The sequence below is a fragment of the Streptomyces sp. NPDC058880 genome (assembly GCF_042742535.1).
Classification (GTDB): Bacteria; Actinomycetota; Actinomycetes; order Streptomycetales; family Streptomycetaceae; genus Streptomyces.
This window is the reverse complement of the sequence record NZ_JBHYMC010000004.1, coordinates 1-23,526: the sequence shown is the minus strand read 5'-3', so window position 1 is coordinate 23,526 and position 23,526 is coordinate 1. Positions and strand designations below refer to the sequence as shown.

Sequence of the window (23,526 nt, the reverse complement as noted above, 5' to 3'; positions counted from 1 at the left end):
CCGACGGCCGATGCATCGACATCAATCACACCCACGTCCGGGGACGGAAACGGTTGGCCCGTTCCACCAGTTCGATCCTCTCCTCGCCACGCCGCGCCAGCCGTGCGAGGACGCGGTACGAGCGCTCCAGTCCGAAGCGCAGGCCCCGCTCGTCCAGTTGACTGCCGAGCAGCGAGGTCCGGCCGGGGTCGGCACCCCGGCTGCCCGACAGTACCCAGTCCAGGGCCGAGCCCAGAACCTCCGTCGCCAGCAACTCCTGCCGCTCCGGGTCCAGCCCGAACCGCCGCAGCGCCTCCACCTGGTCCGCGGCGGCCGAGAGATCCGCCAGCAGCGGCTCCTGCGGTGACCGGTCGCGCAGACGTGCGCGTACGGCCGCCACCCGCGCGGCGGTGTAGTGGATGGACGCCTCGGGTACGGATTCCAGCGTGTGCACGGCCCCGTCCCGGTCCCCGGCGGCCAGTTGGACCCGCGCCAGTCCGAAGGCCGCGCTGACGAAGCCCGGATCGGTGATCCAGACCAGGCGGTAGTACTCGGCGGCGTTGTCCAGCTGGCCCAGCACCTCCGCGCACAGCCCGAGGGCCAGCTTCGGCGCCGGCTCGCCCGGGAAGGCGTCGTAGACCGCGTCGAAGGACAGGGCCGCCGTCTCGTCGTCACCGGTGGCCAGCGAGGCGATGCCGCGGGCCCACACCACCCGCCAGTCGTCCGGGTGACGGGCCTCCAGCTCGGCCAGCGCCTCCCCGGCCGAGGCCGGATCGCCGAGCTCCAGGCGGGCGCGCAGCTCGCGCAGCCGCAACTCGGCGGAGTCGGTGGGCGCCGAGGCCAGCGCGCCCAACAGGTCGCCGGGCGCGGAGGCCGCCAGGCCGGTCAGGAAGCCGGCATTGGGGTCGGCGGCGTCCACCAGCGGTACCGGCAGTGCCAGCGCCGTGTCGCGGGCGTCGACGGCCGTGGCGGGCCGCACGGCTCCGGCGTGCGGCGTGGCCGCAGGCTCCGGTGCGGCCGCCGCCGCGGGAGCCCGCCGGGCCCGGGGCACGGCCGCCCCGGCCAGGTGCGTGGCGCTGTCCCCCAGCACGGCTTCCGCGGGGGCCGTCCCGGTCAGCGCCGGACCACCGGGCCCGGCGAACGGCCCCGAGGACGCGCCGGCCGATACGGCCCCGGAGGGCGCCGGAGACACGGCGGCACCCCCGGCCGCCGTGCCGAACGGGGCTGGGTGGGCCGCGGCCGGTGCCGCAGCTGCGGGCCCGCCCGGTGCCGGAGCCGCCGGCAGGGCGCGGCCCACGAGGCTGCGCAGGCCGGCGCCCCGGCGGGCGGCGGTCTCGCGGCCGCCCAGCCGGGAGACCATCGTGTCCGCCGTGTCCGTGCCGGCGAACAGCCGGGTGTCCGGCACCCGCAGTTCCGGGCCGAAGAGGGTGGACAGCTGCGGTCGCGGCTGCCCCGTCTGCAGGGCGACCACCTCCCGCAGGACGCCGGTCAGCTGGTCGGCCATCTCCTCTGCGGAGGCGAACCGCCGCCCCGGGTCAGGGTCGGTCGCCCGGACGAGCAGCCGGTAGAAGGACTCGTACCGCCGGAACACCTCGATGTGCTCCGGATCCGGCAGCGAGTCCGCGAACACGTTGGTGTAGCCCTGGAAGTCGAAGGTCAGGACGGCCAGCGTGCGCGCCACCGTGTACAGGTCGGAGGCGACCGACGGGCCCAACTCCGCCACCTCCGGCGCCTGGTAGCCCACCGTGCCGTATATGGCCGACTCATCGTCGTCCATCCGCCGCACCGCGCCCATGTCGATCAGCTTCAGCTGGTCCTGCTGCTGGATCGCGTTGTCGACCTTGAAGTCGCAGTAGAGCAGGTTCCTGCTGTGCAGGTGCCCCAGCGCCTCCAGCGCCTCGATGCCGTACGCGCAGGCCTGTTCCACCGGCAGTGGGTCGCGCCGCCCGTCGGGCCGGCGCCGCTCGTTCGCGATCTCCTTCAGCGACTTGCCGCCGACGTACTCCATGACGATGTACCCGTCCAGCGAACCGGTCCGCTGGTCCAGGTGCTCCACGAAGTTGTAGATCCGCACGATGTTGGAGTGCTCGATCTCCGCGAGGAAGCGGCGCTCCGAGATCGCCGCCTCCATCGCGTCCTGGTCGCCCGTGTCGAGCAGGCCCTTGAGGACCACCCACCGGTCCGCGACCGCCCGGTCCACCGCCAGGTACACCCAGCCGAGGCCGCCGTGCGCCAGACAGCCCGCCACCTCGTACTGGCCGCGCACCACATCACCGGCGCGCAGCTTGGGCACGAAGGAGTAGGGGTGCCCGCACTTGGTGCAGAAGCCCTCGGTCCGGCCCGGCCGGTCCCCGCGGGCCCGGCCCACCGGAGCGCCGCAGTCCGAACGCGAGCAGAACCGCTTGCGCTCGGGCACCTCCGGGTTCTCCAGGACCGCCGTCGAGGGGTCGGGCCGCGGCACCTCCGGAACGCTGACCAGACCGGCACCCAGCCGGCTGCGTCCCGAGGAGGCGGCCGAACCCGAACTGCGCACCGAGACCGAGCGGGTTGAAGCCTGCCCCGCCAGGGAACGCGACAGCCGCCCCGACACCGAACGGTGCGAGGAGGAGGATCGGGAGGACCGGGCCGAGGCCGAGGAGCGCGCCGAGCCGTGGGACCCCTGGGAGCCCTGCGACCCGTGGGAGCCCCGGGACCCGCCGGAGCCCAGGGAACCGCGCGCCGGGCTCGTCATTCCCGTCGGCGGTGACACCAGCTCCTCGGCGCCCGCCGCGACCGCGCCGACCGGGGCCAGGCCGCAGGTGTCGCAGTACAGCCCGCCGCCGCCCATGTCCTCGTACGTCCCCGGGCAGCCGGGGCGGACGCACGCCGTTCCGCTCAGGCTCATGCGTCCTCCGTCCCCGGCCCGCCGGGCCGCTCTTCTTCGTGCTGCTCCGGTCCCGGCCGCTGCCGCGGTGCCAGCGACTCCCCGGCCGCCTGTTGGTAGCGCAGGACGGCCTGTTCGGCGGCCCGCAGGTCGCAGGGCGCGCTCCACAGCATCCGCCGGGCCGTGTCGTACCTCTCGATCAGCAGGGGGTCCTCGGCCAGGCCGTGCCGGGCCACCTTCGCCCGGTACGCGTCCAGCCGCCCGCGCAGCTCGGCCCGTACGGCCAGCGGGGCCGTCACCGCGGTCAACGATTCGCGGGCCCTGCGCAGTTCCTCCTCGGCCCGCTCCTCCAGCGATTCCAACAGGGGCGAGAGCCGGTGCCAGCGCGCGTGGCGCCGGTGGTCGGCGGCCGCCGCGAGCTGCTCCTGGAGCACCGTCGGCGGGCCGCTGACCACGGGCACCTCGGAGGCGGCGATCTTCGCCAGCACCTCGCCGCGCGCCGTCCGCGCCTCCGCCAGGGTGCGGTCGGCCCGCGAGAGCACGTCACGCAGGCCGATCAGCCGCTGCTCGGCGTCCTGCCGGACGGCCAGCACCGCCTCCACCTCGCGGCGCACGTCCTCCAGGGCGAGCGCGGCCCGGTCGTAGCGCCCGGTGTCGGGGCGGCCGCCGCCGGGCGCGGAACTGCCTGCGGCGGACTGCCAGAAGGCCAGCGGATCGGCGATCACCTCGGCGCGCAGCTCCGTGAGCTCGGCGGTGATGTACTCCAGGTCGTCCCCCGAGGGGTGCTCGCCCGGGCGCACGCCCACCGAGTGGGCCAGCGAACGGGTGCGGTGCAGCTCGGCGGCGAGCAGGTCGATCCGGGCGGGCAGCGCCGACCACACGGCGTCGGCCGCGACCACGACGTCCAGCGAACGGGCGTAGAGGTCGTTCATCCGGGCCACGAGCTCGGCGAGTGAGAGCCGCTCCGCCAGCGCGGCGCCCTCGGTGGCCGCCCCGGCGATCAGGACCCCGGGCCCGCGCAGCCGCTCGGTCAGCTCGGTCAGGTCGTCGCGGTTGGGCCAGCGGCGCCGCTCGCGGATCTCCCGGGCGGCGGCCAGTGCCCCGCTGTAGGCGTCGAAGTACGTCCACAGGCGGGTGATGTCCGCTTCGGCGCAGGTCCAGCGCTCCTTGGTGAGCCCACTCAGCTCGGCGCCTTCCAGCAGCCGGCGCCCGGCGTGGTCCTGGAGGGCGAGCAGTGAGGTCTCGACGGCCTCGTGCTCGGCGCCCAGCCTGGTCAGGGCGCGGTCGACGCCGTCCCGGTCCATCACTGCAGACCCCACCTCCACCGACTGTGCCTCCGCTTCCGCCGCCTCCGTGTCCGCTCCTGTCCTTCCCTTCCTTCCCTCCGTGTCCGACCTCGTGCCCGGTCCCGTGCCCGAAATCGCCACCGGTCTCAGCCCTCCCGGTACTTGGGCGCGGGCGGCCCGGTCACGCCGGGCAGCACGGGTTGGAGGTGTTTGAGGTACGCCTTCATCCACGGGCTGTCATTGCCGCCCGCGCGGTAGTCCTCCAGCACCTTGTTGACCCGGCGGACCAGGTCGGGGGCGTCCTTGTTCATCGCGACCCCGTAGAACTCGCGGGTGAAGGGCGAGCCCACCAGCCGTACCGCCGGGTCCTGCGCCGCCTGACCGGCGGCCAGTGCGTTGTCCGTGATGATGCCGTCGACCTCGGCCAGCTGGAGCCGGACCAGGCAGTCGAGCTGGTTGGCCACGGTGACCGCCGCCGCGCCGAAGGACTGGGCCTTGAGCGCACTCTCGGCCGTGGAACCGGCCGCGACGCAGATCCGCTTGTCCTTCAGCGAGGGGTCGTATCCGGTGATCGGTGAACCCTTCGGTGCCAGTACCTGCTGCCCGGCCTCGAAGTAGGCCGTCGAGAAGGCGACGTCCTCCAGCCGCTCGCAGTTGATCGTCATGGTCCGCACGACGATGTCGACACGGCCCTCCTGGAGGGCGGGGATGCGCTGGCTCGTCGGGACGGCCCGGTAGATGACCGCGTTCTCGTCGCCCAGGATGTCCTTGGCGATGGCCTTGACCAGGTCGATGTCGAAGCCGTCGAGGCGGACGCCCTCTGCGGTCTGGTTGCGGTACCCCCAGCGGAAGCTGCTCTGGTCCACGCCTGCGACGAGCTTGCCCGCCTTCTTGATCCGGGCGATGGACGCTCCGTCCAGGTCGGACGGGCGCAGGCTGGCCTCGGGGTCCTGACAGGGGCCCGACAGGACCCAGGGGGCCGCCGGGGCGGGTCCGTGCGCGGGGGCACCGGACGTCGTGTCGGGCGTCGCGTGGGCCAGCGGCAGCAGGACCCCCGCGGCGGTCACGGCACAGGCGACGGCCATCGCGCTCACGCCGCCCCAGCCGCGCAGCCGGCGCGCGCCCCGCCGGACCACGGAGACCGAGCCCGGGGCGCGGGTGCGGACCTCGTGCTCCTCGTGCTTTCCTTGGCCCTCGGCGGCCCGCCTCGCCCGTATCCGCATCGCTCTCACCTGTACTCCGAAAGCCTGCGCCCGATACCGAGCAGGGCCGCTGTGGCGCCGATGACCGCCAGTACCGCCGAGCCGGTCACCAGGCCGGCCAGCGCGCCGAGCCCGTCCTGGGCGGCGCGGGTGAACTCCCGCTGCTCGTGGGCGACAGCCTGTTCCAGGGAGGCGTCCACCGTGTCGAAGGCGGCGCCGCTGCTCTCCTTGTGCTGCGCGTCCCCGACGACCTGGGGCAGCGCGGCTTCGTAGTCGCCCTTCAAGTCCGCCTCCCGGGCCGCCGTGTGCCGCCGCTTCCACTGCTCGACGCCGTCGACGGCCTGGCTCACGGGCGTCCGGCCGTCGTCGTCGGCCAGCCGCAGCGCGGTCGCGAGCCCCGCGTCCAGCTGCTTCATGTTGTTCGTGAAGTCCACGTCGTACTTGTCCGACTTCTTGTCGTCGGCCAGTACGGCGCCCCGCGCGATCAGGGTCAGGTTCTCACTCGCCCGTGCCTGGAGGGAGGCGATCCGCGCGTCGTTGAGCACCTTCATCGACTCCTGCCCGTCCGTGCGCGCCTCAGTCAGCGACGAACGCGCCACCGTGTGGCCGACGGACAGCCAGAGCAGCACCACCACGGAGGCGGCGGTCGCGGCCACCAGCCCGTGGTTGAAGACCCGGTTCGTGTGCCGGTAGTTGCGCCGTTGCGTCCAGGCCAGCGCGGCCACGGTCAGCAGACCGAGCGCCAGCGAACCCAGCGGCCAGGACCGGGCGTCGTCGTCGTCCGTGTACAGCCGGCGGGTCTCCGCCTCGTACAGCCGCTGGGCGGCGGGCAGCAGTTGGGTGGTCATCTGTTCGTTGGCGTAACGGAGGTACGCGCCACCCAGTGGCAGGCCCTGCCGGTTGGTGGCCCGGGCCTGCTCGATCAGGCCGGTGTAGCGCGGAAGCTGTTCACTCAACAGGGTGATCTGCTCGCGGGACTCCTCGCTGCCGCCGGTGTTGGCGGCAGCGCTCACGAGCAGGCGGGAGGCATTGGCGATGTCCTTCTCGTACCGCTGGCGGACCTCGCGCGGCTCCTGCGCGCCGAGGAGGAACCCGCTGGAGGAGGTGGTGTCGGCGTCGGCGAGCGAGCGGTAGATGCTGGCCGCGTCCGCGCTCAGCGGCTGGCTGCGGCCCACCACGTCGTCCGCGGCGGTGGCCCGGGCGGAGATCTCCCACACGCTCACCGCGCCGAACAGCATGATGAGGGCGGCCAGTACCGCGCCGATGATCCGCAGCCGGCCCGGCTCGGTGGTGGCCGCCTCGCGCACCCGCTGGACGCCCTCGGACCAGGCGGTGCGCCGCCCCGGCGGGCCGGCGGGCGGGGACGCCGGCGGTCCGGCGGGCGGCGCGGAGACACCACCCCCGGGCGCGGGCGTGCGTGAAGTGATCGCCACCGTGACCTCCCCCTCGGTCCTGTCGTCCCGCAGCCGGCGCAGGAGGGTCCCCCCGCGCAGCAGCAGTATGGCCGTAGTGCCGGTGGACCACAGCACCCGGTGCTGGATCCGGGGCGATCCGCCCCCGCGGGCGCCTTTCGTCACCCCCTCACCGTCAATACGCCCTTACGGCCGTAACAGTTCCAGACCGGGCGCCTTCCGGGGTGGGTTCAACCGAAATGGGCACGGAGTTTTCCGTGGGCCCGGGCCGGGGCCCCGATCGAGTCCAGGCCCAGTAGCCCGGCGCCCAGCACCGGGGGCGCCGTGACCACCGTGATCCGGGCGTGCGGGGCGCGTTCGGCGAGGCCGGCCGCGATCCGGTCGTCGAGTGCGGGGTGCCGGGCCGCGAGCACCCCGCCGCCGAGGACCACCGGCACCTCCTCGCCCAGCAGCCCCAGCCGGCCCAGCGCCACCGTGGCCATGGCCACGACCTCGTCCGCCTGGCGGTGCACCAGAGAGAGCGCCACCGGATCCCCGGCGGCGGCCACCTCGAACAGCACCGGGACCAGCGCGTGTCGCCGTACCGCAGGCACGTCCCCCAGGTGCATCGCCTCGATCAGCGAGGCCATCGAGCCGTGGCCGAGGCACGCGGGCAGCGCCCGGGCCAGCTCCGTCGCCGCGCCCCGGCCGTCCTCCGCCCGGGCCGCGAACCACAGGGCCTCCTCGGCCAGTCCGCCCCCGCCGCCCCAGTCGCCGGAGAGCCGCCCGACCGCGGGGAAGCGCGCGGTCCGCCGGTCCGGGGTCATCCCGACGCAGTTGATGCCCGCCCCGCACACCACCGCGACGCCCCGTGGTTCGGCGCCCGCGGGCAGGCCGGCGCGCAGCAGCGCGAAGGTGTCGTTGTGCACCGCGGTGGCACGCCCCCAGCCGCGGCGCCCGATCTCGTCCGCGAGCCGCCGCTCCTCCACCGGGAAGTCGGCGTTGGCCAGGCAGGCCGACACGTGCTCGGCGAGGGGCCCGGACCCGCCGCCGGGATTCCACCCCGCCGAGGCCAGCGCCTCGGCCAGGACGTCCACGGCGGCGGCCACCCCGGTGCGGGGCGGCTGGAAGCCCCCGGACTGCCCGGTGGCCAGCACGGATCCGTCGGCGCCGAGGAGCGCGACGTCCGTCTTGCTGTTGCCCGCGTCGATCGCGAGGACCGCGGGGAGGGTCAGGCCCACGGCAGGTGCTCCTTGTTGTGCGCCAGGAGCCGGTCGGTCAACCCTTCGGCCAGGTCGTACTGGCCGACCAGCGGGTGCGCGAGCAGCGCCTTGAAGACCCGCTCCCGGCCGCCGCGCAGCGCCGCGTCCAGCGCGAGGTCCTCGTAGGCCGTCACCTGCGAGATCAGCCCGGCGAACAGCGGGTCCAGGCGCGGCACCGGGAGCGGCACGGGGAGCGGCACGGGGCTGGAGCCGCCGGGGGCGCGGACGCGGGCCTGCACCTCGACGACGGCGTCGTCGGGCAGGAAGGGCAGGGTGCCGGCGTTGTACGTGTTGACCACCTGCACGTCCGCGCCGCCGCCTCCGAGCAGTGCGGCCGCCAGGTCCACGGCCGCCTCCGAGTAGAAGGCGCCGCCCCGTCGGGCCAGCAGCGCGGGCTTCTCGTCGAGTGCCGGGTCCGCGTACAGGGCGAGCAGTTCGCGCTCCATCGCGGCGACCTCCGCGGCCCGCGAGGGCCGGGTGCCCAGTTCCCGCACCACCTCGTCGTGGGAGTAGAAGTAGCGCAGGTAGTACGAGGGGACGACGCCGAGCCGGTCCAGCAGGGCCCGCGGCAGCCGCAGGTCCGACGCGACGGCCTCCCCGTGCTCCGCGAGCAGGTGGGGCAGCAGATCCTCGCCGTCCGGGCCGCCCCGGCGCACGCCCAGCTCCCAGGTGAGGTGGTTGAGGCCGACGTGGTCCAGGTGGACGTCGGACGGGGCCAGTTCGAGCAGGGCCGCGAACTTCCGCTGGAGGCCGATGGCGACGTTGCACAACCCGACGGCCTTGTGTCCGGCCCGCAGCAGGGCCCGGGTGACGATCCCGACCGGGTTGGTGAAGTCGATGATCCAGGCGTCGGGATTGGCCCGGCGCACCCGTTCGGCGATGTCGAGGACCACCGGGACGGTGCGCAGGGCCTTGGCCAGCCCGCCCGCTCCGGTGGTCTCCTGCCCGACGCAGCCGCACTCCAGGGGCCAGGTTTCGTCCCGGAGCCGGGCGGCCTGTCCGCCGACGCGCAGCTGCAGGAGGACGGCATCGGCCCCGGCGACGCCCGCGTCGAGGTCGGTGGTCGTGCTGACCAGGCCGGGGTGGTCCTGCCGGGCGAGGATCCGGCGGCCCAGGGCGCCGATCAGCTCCAGCCGCTCGGTGGCCGGGTCGATCAGCACCAGCTCCTCGACCGGCAGGGTGTCGCGCAGCCGCGCGAAGCCGTCGATCAGTTCGGGGGTGTAGGTGGAACCGCCGCCCACCACTGCGAGTTTCAACGTCGTCAGCCTTTCACTCCGGTCGGGTTGGTGCGGTGCGGTGCGGTGTGCCCCGTGCAGGATCCCGGTCCGCAACCGGGCGTTCGGGCGCCAGCGCGGACCGGCGGAGCGCGACCGCCGGGATCGCGGGCCCCGGCACCGGTCCGGCCGTGCGCGGCGGACAGCGCCCGCGCCCGCGGACCGCACGCGGCATGCGGGCGGCGGACGGCCGCGGGGGGCGTGGGTCCGGTGCCGGTCACGGCGGGGCTCGCTCTCTGCGGGAGGGAACTTCCGGTGGGGCTGGCGGGGGTGCAGGCGGAGCGTGGTGGGGGAGCGGGCGCAGGGGTGCGGGGTCAGCGCGAGGTGTCGAAGACCTCGTTCCGGGTGGCGGCCAGCGCGCTCTCCAGCGCGCCGCGCAGGACGGGCCGCTGGAGGACCTCGCCCGGGACCAGCCGGGGCCGGGAGGGGGCCAGTTCGGCGAGCTCGGCCTCCAGCAGCTCGCGCAGCGGTTCACCGCCCGCGCCGATCGCGGCCCCCGCCAGGACCACGACCTCCGGGTCCAGTACGGAGACCAGCGAGGCGAGACCCGTGGCCAGGGCGGTGGCGTACCGCTGGAGGAGGCGCAGATGCGCCCCCTCGGGCGCGGCGGCGGCCCGCGCGAGCAGTGCGACGGCGGCGGCGACCTCCGGGCTGTGCGGGCCGGCGTCCTGGCCATCCGGCGGGTGCGCGGCCGGGCCGGGCGCCGTCGCGACGCCCAGTTCCGCGGCGAGGCGGGGCAGCCCCGCCACACCGGCGAGCTCCTGGTAGCCGCCGGAGTTGGCCCGGGTGACCTGCCGGACCAGGGGGCGGCCCGGCACCGGGAGGAAGCCCACCTCGCCCGCGCCGCCGGTCCAGCCGCGGTGCAGCCTGCCGCCGAAGACCAGCGCGGCGCCGAGCCCTTCCTCGTTCCAGAGCAGGACGAAGTCCTCGTGCCCGCGGGCGGCGCCCAGGCGCTGCTCCGCGACGGCGGCGAGGTTGACGTCGTTCTCGTAGTCGACGGGTACCGGCAGGGCCGCGGCCAGGTCGTCGAGGAGGGTGGGGGAGTGCCAGCCGGGGAGGTGGCGGGCGTAGCGCAGCCGGCCGGTCCGCGGGTCGAAGGCGCCCGGTGTGCCGATGACCACGCGGTGCAGGTCGCGGGGGTTCAGCCCGGCGTTCCCGACGGCCCCGCCCAGCGCCTCGGTCACCTGCTCGACGGCGTTCGCGCCCTCCGCGTAGGGGACTTCGTGGGTCGCGATCACGGTCCCGGTCAGGTCCGCGACGGCGGCCAGGACGCGCCCCGGGGTGACGTCGATTCCGCCCACGTGGGCGGCCCGCGGGTTGATCGCGTAGAGCTGGGCGCTGGGGCCGGGGCGGCCTCCGTCGGTGCCGGTGGCCACGACGAGTCCGGCTGCCTCCAGGCGGGCCAGCAGCTGGGAGGCGGTGGGCTTGGACAGTCCGGTCAGCTGCCCGATGCGGGTCCGGGACAGCGGGCCGTGCGCCAGCAGGAGGTCGAGCGCGGCCCGGTCGTTCATGGCGCGCAACAGGCTGGGTGTTCCGGGCGTGGCGGCGGGCATGCGGGGGCTCTCCCTCAGCGGAGATATCTGTCAGGTAAGTTTCCTGTCACTGTTCCGGCCGTGTCAATGCCGCTGCCCCGCGGGCTGTGTCCGTACGGACACGCCCCGCGGGGCAGCGCGGGCGGAAGCGGACCGGGCCGCTACTTGGTGATCCGCGGGCCGGCCGGCGGCGGGATCGGGGCGGTGGCCAGGGACTGCGGGGAGATGGGGTTGGCCAGCGCGGACGGCGCGGCGACGGAGGCCGTCGGGTCCGCGGGGGCCCCTTCCTCCTCGTCCGCGGCCGGGGCGCCGCCGATGATCCGGATGCCCGCGGTGTCGAAGGCCTCCTTGATCCGCCAGCGCAGCTCCCGCTCCACCGCGAACTGCTTGCCCGGCATCGTCTTCGCGGACACCTTCACCGTCATGGAGGCGAGCAGCACCTCGTCCAGTCCGAGCACCTCCACCGGGCCCCACAGGCGCTCGTCCCAGGGGGACTCCTTCGCCATCGAGTCGGCGACCTGCTGGACCACCTCGCGGATCCGCGTCAGGTTCTCCGTGGGCTTGACCTGGACGGCCACGGACGCGGTCGCCCACCCCTGGCTGAGGTTGCCGATCCGCTTGATCTCGCCGTTGCGCACGTACCAGATCTCGCCGTTGTCGCCGCGGAGCTTGGTCACCCGCAGGCCGACCTCGATGACCTCGCCGGAGGCCACCCCGGCGTCGATCTTGTCGCCCACGCCGTACTGGTCCTCCATGATCATGAAGACGCCGGAGAGGAAGTCCGTCACCAGGTTGCGGGCGCCGAAACCGATCGCGACACCGGCCACACCGGCACTGGCCAGCAGCGGGGCCAGGTCGATCTTCAGGGCGGCCAGGACCATCAGCGCGGCCGTGCCCAGGATCAGGAAGGAGGCCACCGACCGCAGCACGGAGCCGATCGCCTCGGACCGCTGGCGCCGCCGCTCGGCGTTGACCAGCAGCCCGCCGAGGGCGGTGCCCTCGACCGCCTCGGCACTGCTGTTCATCCGGTTTATGAGCTTGGTCAGCGCCTTGCGGACCGCGGAGCGGATCACGGCCGCTATCACGACGATCAGCAGGATCCGCAGACCGATGCTCAGCCAGGTGGCCCAGTTCTGCTCGATGAAGCTCGCGGCCTCGGTGACGCTCTCCTGCGCCTCCTTGACCGAAGCGGGCGTGTCCGGGACATCGGCTGCCAGCGGCAGCAGAACGGCGGGCCAGGGCACGACAGGAACCTCCAGATGTGCGGTCTGCCCGTCCGGGGTGTCCCCCCGGACGAGGTCCGGGGGCGGTTGCGCGGGCAGACCAACCACACTAACGGGGCAACCCCGTCACCTCGGCGCCATGTTCGAGGGAGAGACAGGACTCACCCGGGGATGACTGACTGTGGTCGAAAACACCTCGGACCCGTTACGGGCGAGTGGTGGCGCTTCGACCAGCCGTAAGGAGAGACTGGAGAGCAGATCGTCCCGGCGCGAGCCACGCGCCGCCGACGTACAAGGAGGCAGTCCGTGCCGCACGTCCTGGTCCTCAACGCGTCGTACGAGCCCCTCGGCGTCGTACCGCTCCGCCGCGCGCTCGTCCTCGTCCTGGAGAACAAAGCGGTCTCCCTGGAGGAATCCGGCGCCTATCTGCACAGCGCGACAAGGGTCGTCCCCGCGCCCAGCGTGGTACGGCTCAAGCGCTTCGTGCGGGTCCCCTACCGGGGGCCCGTTCCACTCACCCGGCGCGCCCTGTTCGCGCGGGACGGCGGGCGCTGCATGTACTGCGGTGCCGTCGCCACCAGCGTCGACCACGTCATTCCGCGCAGCCGGGGCGGACAGCACGTCTGGGACAACGTCGTCGCGGCGTGCCGGCGCTGCAACCACGTCAAAGCCGACCGGCACCTGCTGGAACTGGGCTGGCGCCTGCGCCACCAGCCGGCCCCTCCCTCGGGCCTTGCCTGGCGCATCATCGGCACCGGGCACCGGGACCCCCGGTGGATGCCCTACCTCCAGCCGTACGGGGCCGACGACGCCCTGGAACGGATCGGGATCGGCGTGGCCGCCTCCTGACGGCCCCGCCCCGTCGAAGGCCGGCGCGGCGGGAACCGGCCCCGCCGGCCTTCGCGGCTCGGAGTTCGGGGCGGTGGCCCGGAAGCCGGGGCGCGCGCCCCGGCGCTGAGGTGCGTCCCGGCGCCGACGTGCGCCCCGCGGGTCCGGCGGAGTGCCGCCAGGGCTACGGGGTGACCGCGTAAGCCTCCGCCGACCAGAGCGAGCAGCCGTAGCGCGTCGCCCGGCGTTCGCACGTCACCCGCAGGAACCGGGTGCCCGGGGCGTCGAGTCGGAGCGACTCGTGCCCGCCCGCGGAGCCCGTGACGGCCACGGCCGGCCGCCAGGTCACCCCGTCCGCCGAGGTCTCCACCCGGTAGGCGGAGGGGTACGCGTCCTGCCACTGCAGCTCCAGCCGGCCGACGCGGGCCGGAGCAGGGAGCTCCGCCTGCCACCACGCGCCGTCCACCGGCGGTGACGACCAGCGGGTGCTCGGGGAGCCGTCGACGGCCGCCGACGCCGGGAAGGCTGCGGTCTCGTTCGCCGAGGAGCTCGCCCGCGCGGTGCGCAGCAGATCCGGTCCGCCGGTGCGCGGCACCGCCCGCACCGTCAGGGTGCGCGACTGCCCGTCGAAGGCGACCGGTACCTGGTAGGTCCCCGGCGGGGTGTTCGCGGCGACGGCCACCTCCAGCGGTATCGACGCCCGGCCGCCGCGCGGGACCACCGCGGTCTGCGGGACGCGGACCTCGATCCCGGCCGGCGGCTGGGCCGACAGCGGCCCGCGGAGCTCGCCCGGGCCCAGGGCGGACAGCTGAGCGGTGACCCGCTGCGGGGCGCCGCCGATCTCGGCGTCGGCCCGGCCGCCGTTCGCCAGCTCGAAGCCGGCCCGAGGGCCGTCGCCGAACCACGGGACCACCCGGTGCACCACGGGCGAGGCCCCGGACCAGGCCAGGCGCACCGCATCCGCGCGCAGGCCCGCCGTGTCGATCTGGGTCCAGCCCGAGGGGGCCGCATCGCCGACCTTGCGCCAGCCCTCACCCGGTACGTGGACCTCCACCGCAGCGCCCCGGGAGCCCGCCGGGAGCGGATCCGTCATCGCCGTCACCGCCGTCACCGGGCGGGCGGTCTCCAGCCGCACCGTCCAGGCCTGCGCCTCCGTGGTCACCGTGCCGGTCGTGCGGGCGACGCCGGTCCAGGCGTCCGCCTCCTCCGCCGCCTTCGCCAGGAAGGGGTCCAGGACGGCCTTGTCCACCTGGGCGGGTCCCGGTTCGGTCAGGGCCTCGCGCGCCTCGGCGAGGGCCCGGGAGGCCTGCCAGGCGGCCGCTCCGTCCCCGCGGGCCTGGGCCCCCAGGACGTCCACGGCCAGCTCGCCGGCCGTGCCGTAGCGCGAGAGGCGCTCCAGCCAGGGGCCGGCCTCGTCCGACAGGGCGGTGAGCCGGTCCGGGGCCTCGCGCAGCACCGTGAAGGCCTTGCGCAGCTCGGTCCCGGCTGCCGGATCGCCGGCGGCCCTGGCCTTCCAGAACTGCTCGACCAGGGGCTTCAGGTACGCCGACTCCTCCTGCTTGAGCCCGGAGGCGGTGGTGTTCCCGGCCAGCGCCGCCACCGCCTCGCGCTCCCGCGGGTCCGAGCCCGCGAGGTCGCGCACCGCGGCCTGCCAGGACTCGCCGGCCCGGTAGCCGCGCGGGTTCCAGGCGAAGTCCGCCGCCGTGAACAGCGGGATGCGCGACAGGATGGGCTGCTGCATCGCGTTGGACAGCAGGGCCGCCGAGCCGCCGGCCACCGCCGGCTCGCGTCCCGCGTACGGGCCCAGGAAGATCCGGCCCGGATCCCAGTCGTTGACCGGGTAGTTGTCCATGGTGATCAGGGGCTGCTGTCCCAAGGCGGAGCGCGCTCCGGCCAGTTCCCGGCCGGTGATCGTGCGCGGCACCACGCCGACGCCGGTCCAGGCCACCTCCACCCGCGCGTCGAGCCCGCGGGCCAGGGCCGTCCGGTAGGACGTCGCGCCCTCCTGGTAGTACTCGGTCGGCAGCAGCGACAGCGCGGGCGCCCCCGGATACCGGGAGGCCAGGTGCGCGGCCAGCTCGTTGGCGACCTCCGCGTGCGCCTTCGCGGCGGCCTGCGGGCCCCTCCCGTACCGCTGTACGTCCGCGCGGCAGCCCCATTCGGTGTAGCTGACGTCCTGGAACTGCACCTGGAAGGCGCGGAAGCCCAGGTCCCACATCGCGTCCAGCTTGCGTCCGAGCGCCGCCCGGTCGGCCGCCGACGACAGGCACATGGACTGCCCCGGCGTGACGGCCCAGGCCAGCACGACCCGGTTGGCGCGGGCCCGCTCGGCCAGCGCGCGGAACTCCTCCTGCCGTTCCTTCGGGTAGTCCTCGCGCCAGCCCGTCGTGCGGTACGGATCGTCGCCGGACGCGATCAGCAGCCGGTTCTGCTTGGTGCGGCCCATGAAGTCCAGCTGGGCCAGGCGCTGCTCGTGGCTCCACGGCTGTCCGTAGAAGCCCTCGGTGATCCCGCGCACCGGCGCCGCCGGCCAGTCCCGCACCACGACGCCGGGGACCTTCCCGCCGCCGGCGGCGAGCAGCTGGCGCAGCGTCTGCGCCGCGTGGAAGAGCCCTTCCTCGCCGACGCCGGCCAGCGCGACCGTGTCCCGCCCGCCGGGCCGTCCCACGGCCAGCCGGTAGCCGCCGTTCGGCAGGTCCGTGGCCGCGGTCGCGCCCAGCGCCAGCAGTGCCTCCTGCGCGCCCGCGTCCTGGAGCCGTACGACGGTGCCCCGACCGGGCAGCGGCTCCCCGGGGGCGGGTTCGCGCAGGGTCTTCACGCCCGCCTTGCGCAGGGCCTCGCGCACCACCCCGACGGCGTACGGATCGGCGTCGGCCGGAGCCACCAGCACGGCCTCCCTGCCGAGCGGCACCTCACGCGCCGGATCGGCGGCCATCGACTGCGGTCGGGGCCACACGGCGGGGCCCTCGGCGGCACTGCGGGGCGTGTCCGCCCCGGGGTCGAGCACGGGGCCGACCGTGCCGTTGGTGCCGACACCCGCCGCACCCGCGGCGCCGGCCGCGCCGGCGGCGCCCGGTGCGGCCGGCGGACCGTCGGGGAGAGAGGGGCCCGCGAGGAACCCGGGCGGCGCGGAGGCCACGGCGCCGCCGAGCAGCGACCCGATCACCGCGATGGCGGCGGCCGTCGACCGTTTCCTGCCCCTGAGCTGCACAGAGCCTCCTCGTCGCGAGACGTCCCCCACTCGTACGAATGAGCCCGAGCCCACCACCCGTGCGGCTGGAGTGTCAATGCGAGTGGGCGATCTGCCCCGGATCTGCCAGGAATGCGGCCCCTTCGAATGGGTATGGCTGCGTTGTCCCCCGGCGGCGTCCCGCCTTGGTGCTCCACGCTTCTGACCCACCCTCATTCCCTCTGCCCGCACGCACGAAGGAGCGCCCGTCCATGGACGACCTGGCCCGGCTCGCCACCCTGCACGGCATCGCCACCGCCTACCAGCCGGCCCCCGGCGTGACCGTCGAGGTCCCCGAGGCCACCGTCAGAACGGTCCTCGGCCTGCTCGGGGTGTCCGCCGGCTCCCCCGAGGACCTCCGGGCCCAGGCCGACCGGGCCGACCGGGAGCGGGCCGACCGGCTGCTCCCGCCGACCGTCGTGCACTGGCAGGGGTGCGGTGAACCGCCCGCGCTGCCGCCGGCCCTGGCCGCGCTGCCTGCGGGCACCCGCGTCCGGGTGGTGCTGGAAGACACGGGCGAGAGCGTGCCGTGGAATCCCGTACTGCCCCTCGGGGTCCACCGGGTGCACGCCGAGGCCCCGGACGGGCGGCGTGCCGAGGCCGGCCTGGTCGTGGCCCCGGACCGGGCGCCCGCCGTGCCGGAGCGGGCCCACGGGCTGCTCGTCCAGCTCTACTCGCTGCTCTCCGAACGCTCTTGGGGCATGGGCGACCTGGGGGACCTCGCCGCACTCGCCCGCTGGGCGGGCCGGACCCACGGCGCGGCCTTCATCCAGGTCAACCCGCTGCACGCAGCCGTGCCGGGGACGCCGACCGACCCCTCCCCCTACCGGCCGTCCTCGCGCCGCTTCCCCGACCCCGTCCACCTGCGGATCGAGGACGTGCCCGAGTACCCCGACTGCCCCGACCGCGAGGCGCTCGCCGAACTCGCCGCGCAGGGCGGGCAGCTGCGCCGTGAGGTGCTGGAGAAGGGCGCGCTCATCGACCGGGACTCCGTCTGGGAGCTCAAGCGCCGGGCCCTGGAACTGCTGTACGCCGTCCCGCGCACCCCCGAACGCGAAGCGCTGTACCGGGAGTTCCGGGCGGAGCAGGGCGGCGCGCTGGACGAGCACGCCGCCTGGTGCGCGGCCGCCGCGGGCGAGGACCCCGCGGAGCGGGCCGACTTCCACCGCTGGCTGGTCTGGCTGACGGACGGCCAGCTCGTTGCCGCCCAGGCAGCCGCACGCGGGGCGGGAATGGCCGTCGGCATCGTGCACGACCTCGCCGTCGGAGTGCATCCCGACGGCTCGGACGCGGTGACCGGCGCCTTCCACGCCCGCGGCTCCTCGGCCGGGGCCCCGCCGGACGCCTTCAACGCGCGCGGCCAGGACTGGGGGCTGCCGCCCTGGCGCCCGGACGTGCTGGCCGCCACCGGCTACGCCCCCTTCCGGTCGCTGCTGCGCGGGGTGTTCCGCTGCGCAGGAGCCCTGCGCATCGACCACGTCATGGGCCTCTTCCGGCTGTGGTGGATCCCGGAGGGAGCCCCGCCCGCCGAGGGCACGTACGTGGGCTACGACGGCGAGGCCATGCTGGCGGTCCTGGTCCTGGAGGCGCACCGGGCCGGTTGCCCGGTCATCGGCGAGGACTTGGGGACGGTGGAGCCGCACGTGCGCCGCGAGCTGGCCCGGCGCGGTGTGCTGGGCACGTCGGTGCTGTGGTTCGAGCGGGACTGGGCGGACGGCGGGGGCCCGCTCGCCCCGCAGGCCTGGCGGGCGGACTGCCTGGCCACCGTCACCACCCACGACCTGCCGCCGACGGCCGCGAAGCTCGCCGGCGGCCATGTGGAACTGCGCGATCGGCTCGGCCTGCTGACCCGTCCGGTCGAGCGGGAGCGGGCCGAGGACGCCGCCGACACCGCCGAATGGCTGGACCTGCTGGACGGGCTGGGCCTCGATACCAAGGGCGAGGAGGCCGCCGTGCGGGCCCTGTACGCCTTCCTGCTGCGCACCCCCGCGCGCCTGGTGGGCGTATGGCTGCCGGACGCGGTGGGGGACCGGCGGCCGCAGAACCTGCCGGGCACGTGGGATCAGTACCCCAACTGGCGCCTGCCGCTCGCCGATGGTGCGGGCAGGCCGCTGACGCTGGAGGAGCTGATGGCGTCGCCCCGGGCGAACGCGCTGCTCAGCGCGGTGCGGGAGGGGGCGGGTCCCCGTACGGCACCCCCGGGCGCGCGCGGCGTTTAGGTGTTCGCTACGTTTGCACCGTGGACAAGAAGAACGCTCTGCGCGCCGGCGCCGTCTCGGCCGGAACGACGCTGATGATGCTGCTGATGACGTCTCCCGCTCTCGCGCTGACCCGCGACGACGGCGACGACCCGGGCCCGGGCCTGAGCATCGGCGAGACGCTCGGCCTGTACGTGGCCCTGCCGATCGTGATCTTCCTGGTCATCGTGGGGCTCGTGATGGCCCTCGACAAGTCGGACAGGCCGAAGAAGAAGCAGGCCTGACCCGGTCCGGCCCCGCGGGGGCCGGAGCCGTGTGACCTTCCCGGGCGCCGGGGGTCCGCACCGCCGATCGACATCGGCCGTGCGTCGACCCCCGGCGCCTCGTCATGTCCTCAGACGCCGGCCAGCAGCTTGCGGAGCAGGCCGGTGAGCTGGGCGACCTCCTCGTCGGTCAGCCCGGTGAGCGCGGCGCGCTGCACCTCCAGGCCGGCCGTGACGGCCTCGTCGACGAGTGCGAGGCCGCGGTCGGTGATCGTCACCTGGAGCCCCCGCCGGTCGTGCGGATCGGGCTTGCGGGACAGCAGTCCGGCCTTCTCCAGCTTGTCCAGCCGCCCGGTCATGCCGCCCGTGGTGAGCATGAGCGTCGCCGAGAGCTGACGGGGCGAGAGCGTGTACGGGGCGCCCGAACGGCGCAGCGTGCCGACGACGTCGAACTCCCCGCGCGAGATGCCGAAGCGCTGGTAGCGCTCCTCCATCGCGTCGCCCATGGCCCTGGCGATCCGGTAGATGCGTCCGAACACGGCCATGGGGGCCGTGTCCAGCTCGGGGCGCACGGCGAACCACTGGTCCGTGATCGCGTCGACCGCGTCCTTGTCCTCACTCATGAGCGCAGTATTCCGGTTCCCCCGGATCATTCGCAAGAAACTTGCTTGACGGAAAGTAGCTTAGCGGTAAGCTACTTGCTATCAATCGAATCGGGGGAGAGGCCGTCATGGCAGTGTTCAGGGGCAAGGCGTCGCAGGTAGGGGAGGCGAAGGTCGCGGGGGAGCGGTCGCTGCTCGTCGGCATCGCGATCAGCGCGGTCGGGATCGGCATGTACGTCCCCTTCTCGCTCGTCTTCTTCCACCACGTCACCGGCCTCTCCTTCACCCTCGTCGGTCTGGTGATGACGGTCACCGGCGTCGCCGGACTGGCCTTCATGCCGCTGGCCGGCTCGGCCGTCGACCGGTTCGGCGCCAAGCGGGTGAACCTGGTGCTCTACGGGATCCGGGCGCTCGGCTTCGCCCTCTACCCCTTCGCGAGCTCCCCGGCCGCCTTCGCGGCCGTCGCCCTGGTCACCGCGCTCGCCGACCGCTCCTTCTCCGTCGTGCAACAGTCCCTGATCGGCGAGGTGGCGCTGGGCGCAGCCCGCGACCGACTCCAGGCCTCCACCCGGGCCCTGCAGAACGCCGGGATGGGTGCGGGCGCCCTCCTCGTCTCCGGCGTCCTGGCGCTGTGGGGCACCGGCGCCTTCGCCTACACCGCCTGGGCCAACTCCGCGGCCTTCGCCCTCGCCGGACTGCTCGTCGGCCGGGTCCGCCCGGTCCCGGCCGACGCCAACGCCGCGGCCGCAGCCGCCCCCGCCGGACGGCCGGGTGCCGGCTACCGGACGGTGCTGCGCGACCGCCCCTTCCTCGGGCTCACCGCCGCCAACTTCCTCACCGCCCTGGGCTACTCCGCCCTCTCCGTGCTCTTCCCGCTCTACCTCTCCACCTGGCTGGCGGCCCCCGACTCCCTCACCGGGGCGGCCTTCACCCTCAACACCGCGCTGTGCGCCGGGATCGGCGTCCTGGTCGCGGGCCGCGTCCGCCGCTCCGGCGCCCGCCGCACCCGCTCCGCCGCCCTCGGCGCGGTGCTCTTCGCCGCCGCCTTCCTGGGGCAGATCGCGCTCGGCACCCTGCGCCCCGGCCAGGGCCCGACCCTCGCCGCCCTCCTCGTCATCGTCATCGTCTACACCCTCGGCGAGCTGGTGCACAGCCCGTCCGGCGGCGCCCTGTCGGTCTCCGCCGCGCCCGAGCCGGTCCGCGGCCGCTACCTGGCCACCTACCAGCTGTCCTACTCGCTGGCCACCGCCCTCGCCCCCTCCCTCTTCACCGCCCTGCTCGCCGTGGACGGCCGGCTGCCCTGGGCCGTTCTGACCGTCGCCGCGCTCGGCGCCGCCCTGGCACTGCTCCGGCTGGAGCGGCACCTGCCGGCCGAAGCCGTGCACGCCGAGCCCCCGGCCGCGTCCGACGGTCCCGCTCGGGCCGCGTCCGCAGCCGACCGCCGCCCAGCCACCGCGTCCGCCTGAACCGCGTCCGCCTGAACCGTGTCCCCGGTCTCGCCTTCGTCGCCCGCACGAGGAGCCACCCGCCATGAAGCGTCTCGCCACCGTCGCCCTGACCGCCCTCGCCCCCGTCTCCTGGGGCTCGACCTACGTCGTCGCGTCCGAACTGCTGCCGCCCGACCGGCCCCTGTTCACCGGCGTCATGCGGGCGCTGCCCGCGGGCCTGCTGCTGACCGCACTGGCCCGCACCCTGCCCAAGGGCGCCTGGTGGTGGAAGTCCGCCGTCCTCGGCACGCTCAACATCGGCGCCTTCTTCCCCCTCCTGTTCCTCTCCGCGTACCGGCTGCCCGGCGGGGTCGCGGCCGTGCTCGGCTCCGCCGGTCCGCTGTTCGTCGTGGGCCTCGCCGCCCTCGTCCTCGGGGAGCGCGCGAGCCTGCGTACGGTACTGGCCGCCGTCGCGGCGGCGTTCGGCGTGAGCATGGTCGTCCTCAGGGCCGAGGCTGCGCTCGACCTGGCCGGTGTCGTCGCGGGCGTGGCCTCCTCCGCCTCCATGGCCGCGGGCACCGTGATGACCAAGCGCTGGGGCCGGCCCGAGGGCGTGGGGCCGCTCGCCATGACCGGCTGGCAGCTCACCGCCGGCGGCCTGGTCATCATCCCGGTGGCCGCCCTCGTGGAAGGCGCGCCACCCGCGCTCGACGGCAGGGCCCTGCTCGGCTACGGCTACATGATGCTGATCAACACCGGTATCGCCTACTGGCTCTGGTTCCGCGGCATCGGGCAGCTCGACGCGACCTCGGTCACCCTCCTCGGACCGCTCTCCCCGCTCACCGCGGCGGCCATCGGCTGGGCGGCCCTCGGACAGGTGCTCACCCCCGTACAGCTCGCCGGCATGGCGATCGCCTTCGCAGCCACCGTCACCGGGCAACTGGCCGCAGCCCGCACCCACCAACCGTTCAGATCTACTGAAAAGAATGATCGGAACATTTCGATAGACCTGATCAATGGGCCGGTGCGACGGTAGATCCGCCGACACCGCACCGACCCGAGGGGGAGACACCCAGTGGCCGTCATGGACCGCGCCCGTACCGTTTCGCACGCCGAACCCGGCAGCACCGGCAGGAAGGGTGCCGCCGGGTTCGGCGTCCTCCTCGCCCTGCTCGCGACGGTCGTCTGGTCCGGCAGCTTCGTCGCCACCCGCGGCATGGCCGAGACCGTCCCGCCCGTCCAGGCGGTCTTCTGGCGCTGGATCATCGCGCTGCTCGCCGTCGCTCCCCTCGCCGCCCGCCAGGCCTGGCGGCAACGCGCCCTGATCCGCCGACACCTGGGGTTCATCGCCCTCGCGTCGCTGTTCGGAGTCGCCCTGTACAACACGCTCGTGCACCAGGCCGGACTGACCACCTCGGCCTCCAACATGGGCACGATCATGGCCGCCTCGCCCGTGATCATGGCGCTGTACGCCCGCCTCGGCGGCGAACGCCTGGGTGCCCGCAGGACCTTCGGCATGCTGCTCGCCGCCTTCGGCGTGCTGCTGCTCGTCGGGGACGGCTCGATCGGCTTCGACTTCGCCGCCGGCGACCTGTGGATGTTCGCCGCGGCCCTCTCCTTCGCCACCTACAGCGCACTGCTGAGGCGCAAGCCCGCCGAACTCGGCGGACTGACCTTCCTGCTCACCACCTTCGTCCTCGGCGCGCTGATGCTGGCCCCGGCCTACGCCGCCTCCCTGCACGCCCAGGGCGGCTTCGAGACGACGCCGGGCACCGTCGGACCGCTGCTGTACGTCGGGGTGTTCTCCTCGGCCGTCGCCTTCTTCGCCTGGAACAAGGCGGTATCGGTCATCGGGCCGGCCCGCGCAGGAGTCGTCTACTACCTCCAGCCGGTCTGCGTGGCGGGGCTCGGGCTCCTGCTGCTGGGCGAACCGACCGGACCGGAGCAGCTGGCCTGCATGGCGCTGATCCTCGGCGGGGTCGGGCTGGGAAGTGCCCGGCGGTAGGTTCGGCCTCATGACCGAGTGGGACATCAAGAAGCTGCGGATCCTGCGGACCCTCGCCGAACGGGGGACCGTGACCGCGACGGCCGAGGCCCTGCACATGACGCCCTCGGCCGTTTCGCAGCAGCTGACGAACCTCGCCCGGCAGCTGGGAGTCGCCCTGCTGGAGGCACAGGGCCGCCGGGTCCGCCTCACCGACGCCGCCCAGCTCGTGCTGCGGCACGCGGAGGCGGTGTTCGCGCAGCTGGAGCGGGCCGACGCGGAACTGGCCGGCTACCTCGCCGGGGACGCCGGCGAGGTACGGGTCGGCGCGTTCTCCACCGCCGTGCCCGCGCTGGTGGTCCCGGCGGTGGCGGAGCTGCGCAGGGCGCACCCGGGGGTGGAGGTCAGGGTGCGGGAGACCGAGGCCGCGGAGTCCTACGAGCTGCTGTCGGCCGGGGGCGTGGACCTCGCGCTGTCGCTGGCCGCCCACGCACCGACGGCGCGGGACCGGAGGTTCACCCGGGTCACGCTGATGGAGGACCCGCTGGACGTGGCGCTCCCGCCGGGGCACCCGCTGCGGGACGCGGGAGACCTGCGCCTGGCCGACCTGTCCGGGGACCCGTGGATCTACGGGGGCAGCGGACCGTGGTCGGAGATCGCCCGGGGCGCGTGCGAGGCGGCGGGCTTCGTCCCCGAACAGGCCCACTCCGCGTCGGGCTGGACGGCCATCCTGGCCATGGTCGAGGCGGGGATGGGCGTGGCCCTGGTCCCGCGGATGGTGTCGAGCCGGGCCTCGGGGGTGGCGGTGCGGGTACTGGCGCGGGATCGGCCGACGCGGCACGTCATCGCAGCCGTCCGCCGCGGCGCCGAGTCCGCCCCCGCGGTCGCCCACGTCCTCGCCGCCCTGCGAGCCGTCGCCGCGGCACGCTGACCGCTGCGCGGAGCCCCGCCCGGGCCCGGGGCCTCCCGCGGGAGGCCCCGGG

17 protein-coding genes are annotated in these 23,526 nt (G+C 74.7%); 7 read left to right on the top strand and 10 right to left on the bottom strand.

Annotation, left to right across the window (positions count from 1 at the left end):
- Positions 1-25: 25 nt before the first annotated feature.
- The 8 genes from ACFW2G_RS03865 to ACFW2G_RS03830 all read right to left on the bottom strand — a co-directional run bounded on the left by ACFW2G_RS03865 (position 26) and on the right by ACFW2G_RS03830 (position 12,033).
- A complete protein-coding gene (locus ACFW2G_RS03865; protein ID WP_384580734.1) occupies positions 26-2,863 on the bottom strand; it encodes a tetratricopeptide repeat protein in 2,838 nt (945 codons plus the stop codon).
- Positions 2,860-4,146, bottom strand: a complete 1,287-nt coding sequence (locus ACFW2G_RS03860; protein ID WP_384445983.1) for a hypothetical protein — start codon at positions 4,144-4,146, stop codon at positions 2,860-2,862. Before ACFW2G_RS03860 ends, ACFW2G_RS03865 begins: the two co-directional genes overlap by 4 nt.
- A 128-nt stretch (positions 4,147-4,274) precedes the next feature.
- On the bottom strand, positions 4,275-5,213 hold the full coding sequence (locus ACFW2G_RS03855) for a glutamate ABC transporter substrate-binding protein (protein ID WP_384445982.1): 939 nt from the start codon (positions 5,211-5,213) through the stop codon (positions 4,275-4,277).
- A 143-nt stretch (positions 5,214-5,356) separates the two neighbouring features.
- The gene (locus ACFW2G_RS03850; RefSeq protein ID WP_384445981.1) at positions 5,357-6,763 is read right to left on the bottom strand and encodes a hypothetical protein; all 1,407 of its coding nucleotides are present in this window, start codon (positions 6,761-6,763) and stop codon (positions 5,357-5,359) included.
- Positions 6,764-6,972: 209 nt separating this feature from the next.
- Positions 6,973-7,962, bottom strand: coding sequence for an N-acetylglucosamine kinase (locus ACFW2G_RS03845; protein WP_384580736.1), 990 nt, complete (start codon positions 7,960-7,962; stop codon positions 6,973-6,975).
- The gene (locus tag ACFW2G_RS03840) at positions 7,953-9,239 is read right to left on the bottom strand and encodes a 6-phospho-beta-glucosidase (RefSeq protein ID WP_384580739.1); all 1,287 of its coding nucleotides are present in this window, start codon (positions 9,237-9,239) and stop codon (positions 7,953-7,955) included. The genes ACFW2G_RS03845 and ACFW2G_RS03840 overlap by 10 nt, the downstream gene beginning before the upstream one ends.
- A 332-nt stretch (positions 9,240-9,571) precedes the next feature.
- Positions 9,572-10,810 carry an ROK family protein gene (locus ACFW2G_RS03835; RefSeq protein ID WP_384445903.1) on the bottom strand — a complete coding sequence of 413 codons (1,239 nt, stop codon included), beginning with the start codon at positions 10,808-10,810 and terminating at the stop codon, positions 9,572-9,574.
- A gap of 140 nt (positions 10,811-10,950) precedes the next feature.
- A complete protein-coding gene (locus ACFW2G_RS03830; RefSeq protein ID WP_384445901.1) occupies positions 10,951-12,033 on the bottom strand; it encodes a mechanosensitive ion channel family protein in 1,083 nt (360 codons plus the stop codon).
- 285 nt (positions 12,034-12,318) lie between these two features.
- Here ACFW2G_RS03830 and ACFW2G_RS03825 point away from each other — a divergent pair, with 285 nt between their 5' ends.
- Complete coding sequence (locus tag ACFW2G_RS03825) at positions 12,319-12,861, top strand: HNH endonuclease (protein ID WP_030650158.1); 543 nt, start codon at positions 12,319-12,321, stop codon at positions 12,859-12,861.
- A 163-nt stretch (positions 12,862-13,024) separates the two neighbouring features.
- On the opposite strand, the gene ACFW2G_RS03820 is transcribed toward ACFW2G_RS03825, so the two are convergent.
- The gene (locus ACFW2G_RS03820) at positions 13,025-16,051 is read right to left on the bottom strand and encodes a beta-N-acetylglucosaminidase domain-containing protein (protein WP_384580741.1); all 3,027 of its coding nucleotides are present in this window, start codon (positions 16,049-16,051) and stop codon (positions 13,025-13,027) included.
- 230 nt (positions 16,052-16,281) lie between these two features.
- On the opposite strand from ACFW2G_RS03820, the gene ACFW2G_RS03815 reads away from it, so the two are divergent.
- The gene (locus tag ACFW2G_RS03815; RefSeq protein ID WP_384580744.1) at positions 16,282-18,288 is read left to right on the top strand and encodes a 4-alpha-glucanotransferase; all 2,007 of its coding nucleotides are present in this window, start codon (positions 16,282-16,284) and stop codon (positions 18,286-18,288) included.
- Positions 18,289-18,308: 20 nt separating this feature from the next.
- Complete coding sequence (locus ACFW2G_RS03810; RefSeq protein WP_030650150.1) at positions 18,309-18,551, top strand: hypothetical protein; 243 nt, start codon at positions 18,309-18,311, stop codon at positions 18,549-18,551.
- 110 nt (positions 18,552-18,661) lie between these two features.
- On the opposite strand, the gene ACFW2G_RS03805 is transcribed toward ACFW2G_RS03810, so the two are convergent.
- Entirely contained in the window at positions 18,662-19,153 is a 492-nt protein-coding gene (locus ACFW2G_RS03805) for a MarR family winged helix-turn-helix transcriptional regulator (protein ID WP_384445893.1), read from the bottom strand.
- A 107-nt stretch (positions 19,154-19,260) separates the two neighbouring features.
- Here ACFW2G_RS03805 and ACFW2G_RS03800 point away from each other — a divergent pair, with 107 nt between their 5' ends.
- From ACFW2G_RS03800 to ACFW2G_RS03785, 4 genes are all read left to right on the top strand, one after another.
- Positions 19,261-20,598, top strand: coding sequence for an MFS transporter (locus ACFW2G_RS03800; protein WP_384580746.1), 1,338 nt, complete (start codon positions 19,261-19,263; stop codon positions 20,596-20,598).
- A 64-nt stretch (positions 20,599-20,662) separates the two neighbouring features.
- The gene (locus ACFW2G_RS03795) at positions 20,663-21,595 is read left to right on the top strand and encodes an EamA family transporter (protein WP_384580748.1); all 933 of its coding nucleotides are present in this window, start codon (positions 20,663-20,665) and stop codon (positions 21,593-21,595) included.
- A 48-nt stretch (positions 21,596-21,643) separates the two neighbouring features.
- The gene (locus tag ACFW2G_RS03790) at positions 21,644-22,564 is read left to right on the top strand and encodes a DMT family transporter (protein WP_384445980.1); all 921 of its coding nucleotides are present in this window, start codon (positions 21,644-21,646) and stop codon (positions 22,562-22,564) included.
- A 10-nt stretch (positions 22,565-22,574) separates the two neighbouring features.
- A complete protein-coding gene (locus ACFW2G_RS03785; RefSeq protein ID WP_037923670.1) occupies positions 22,575-23,474 on the top strand; it encodes a LysR family transcriptional regulator in 900 nt (299 codons plus the stop codon).
- Positions 23,475-23,526: the final 52 nt, after the last annotated feature.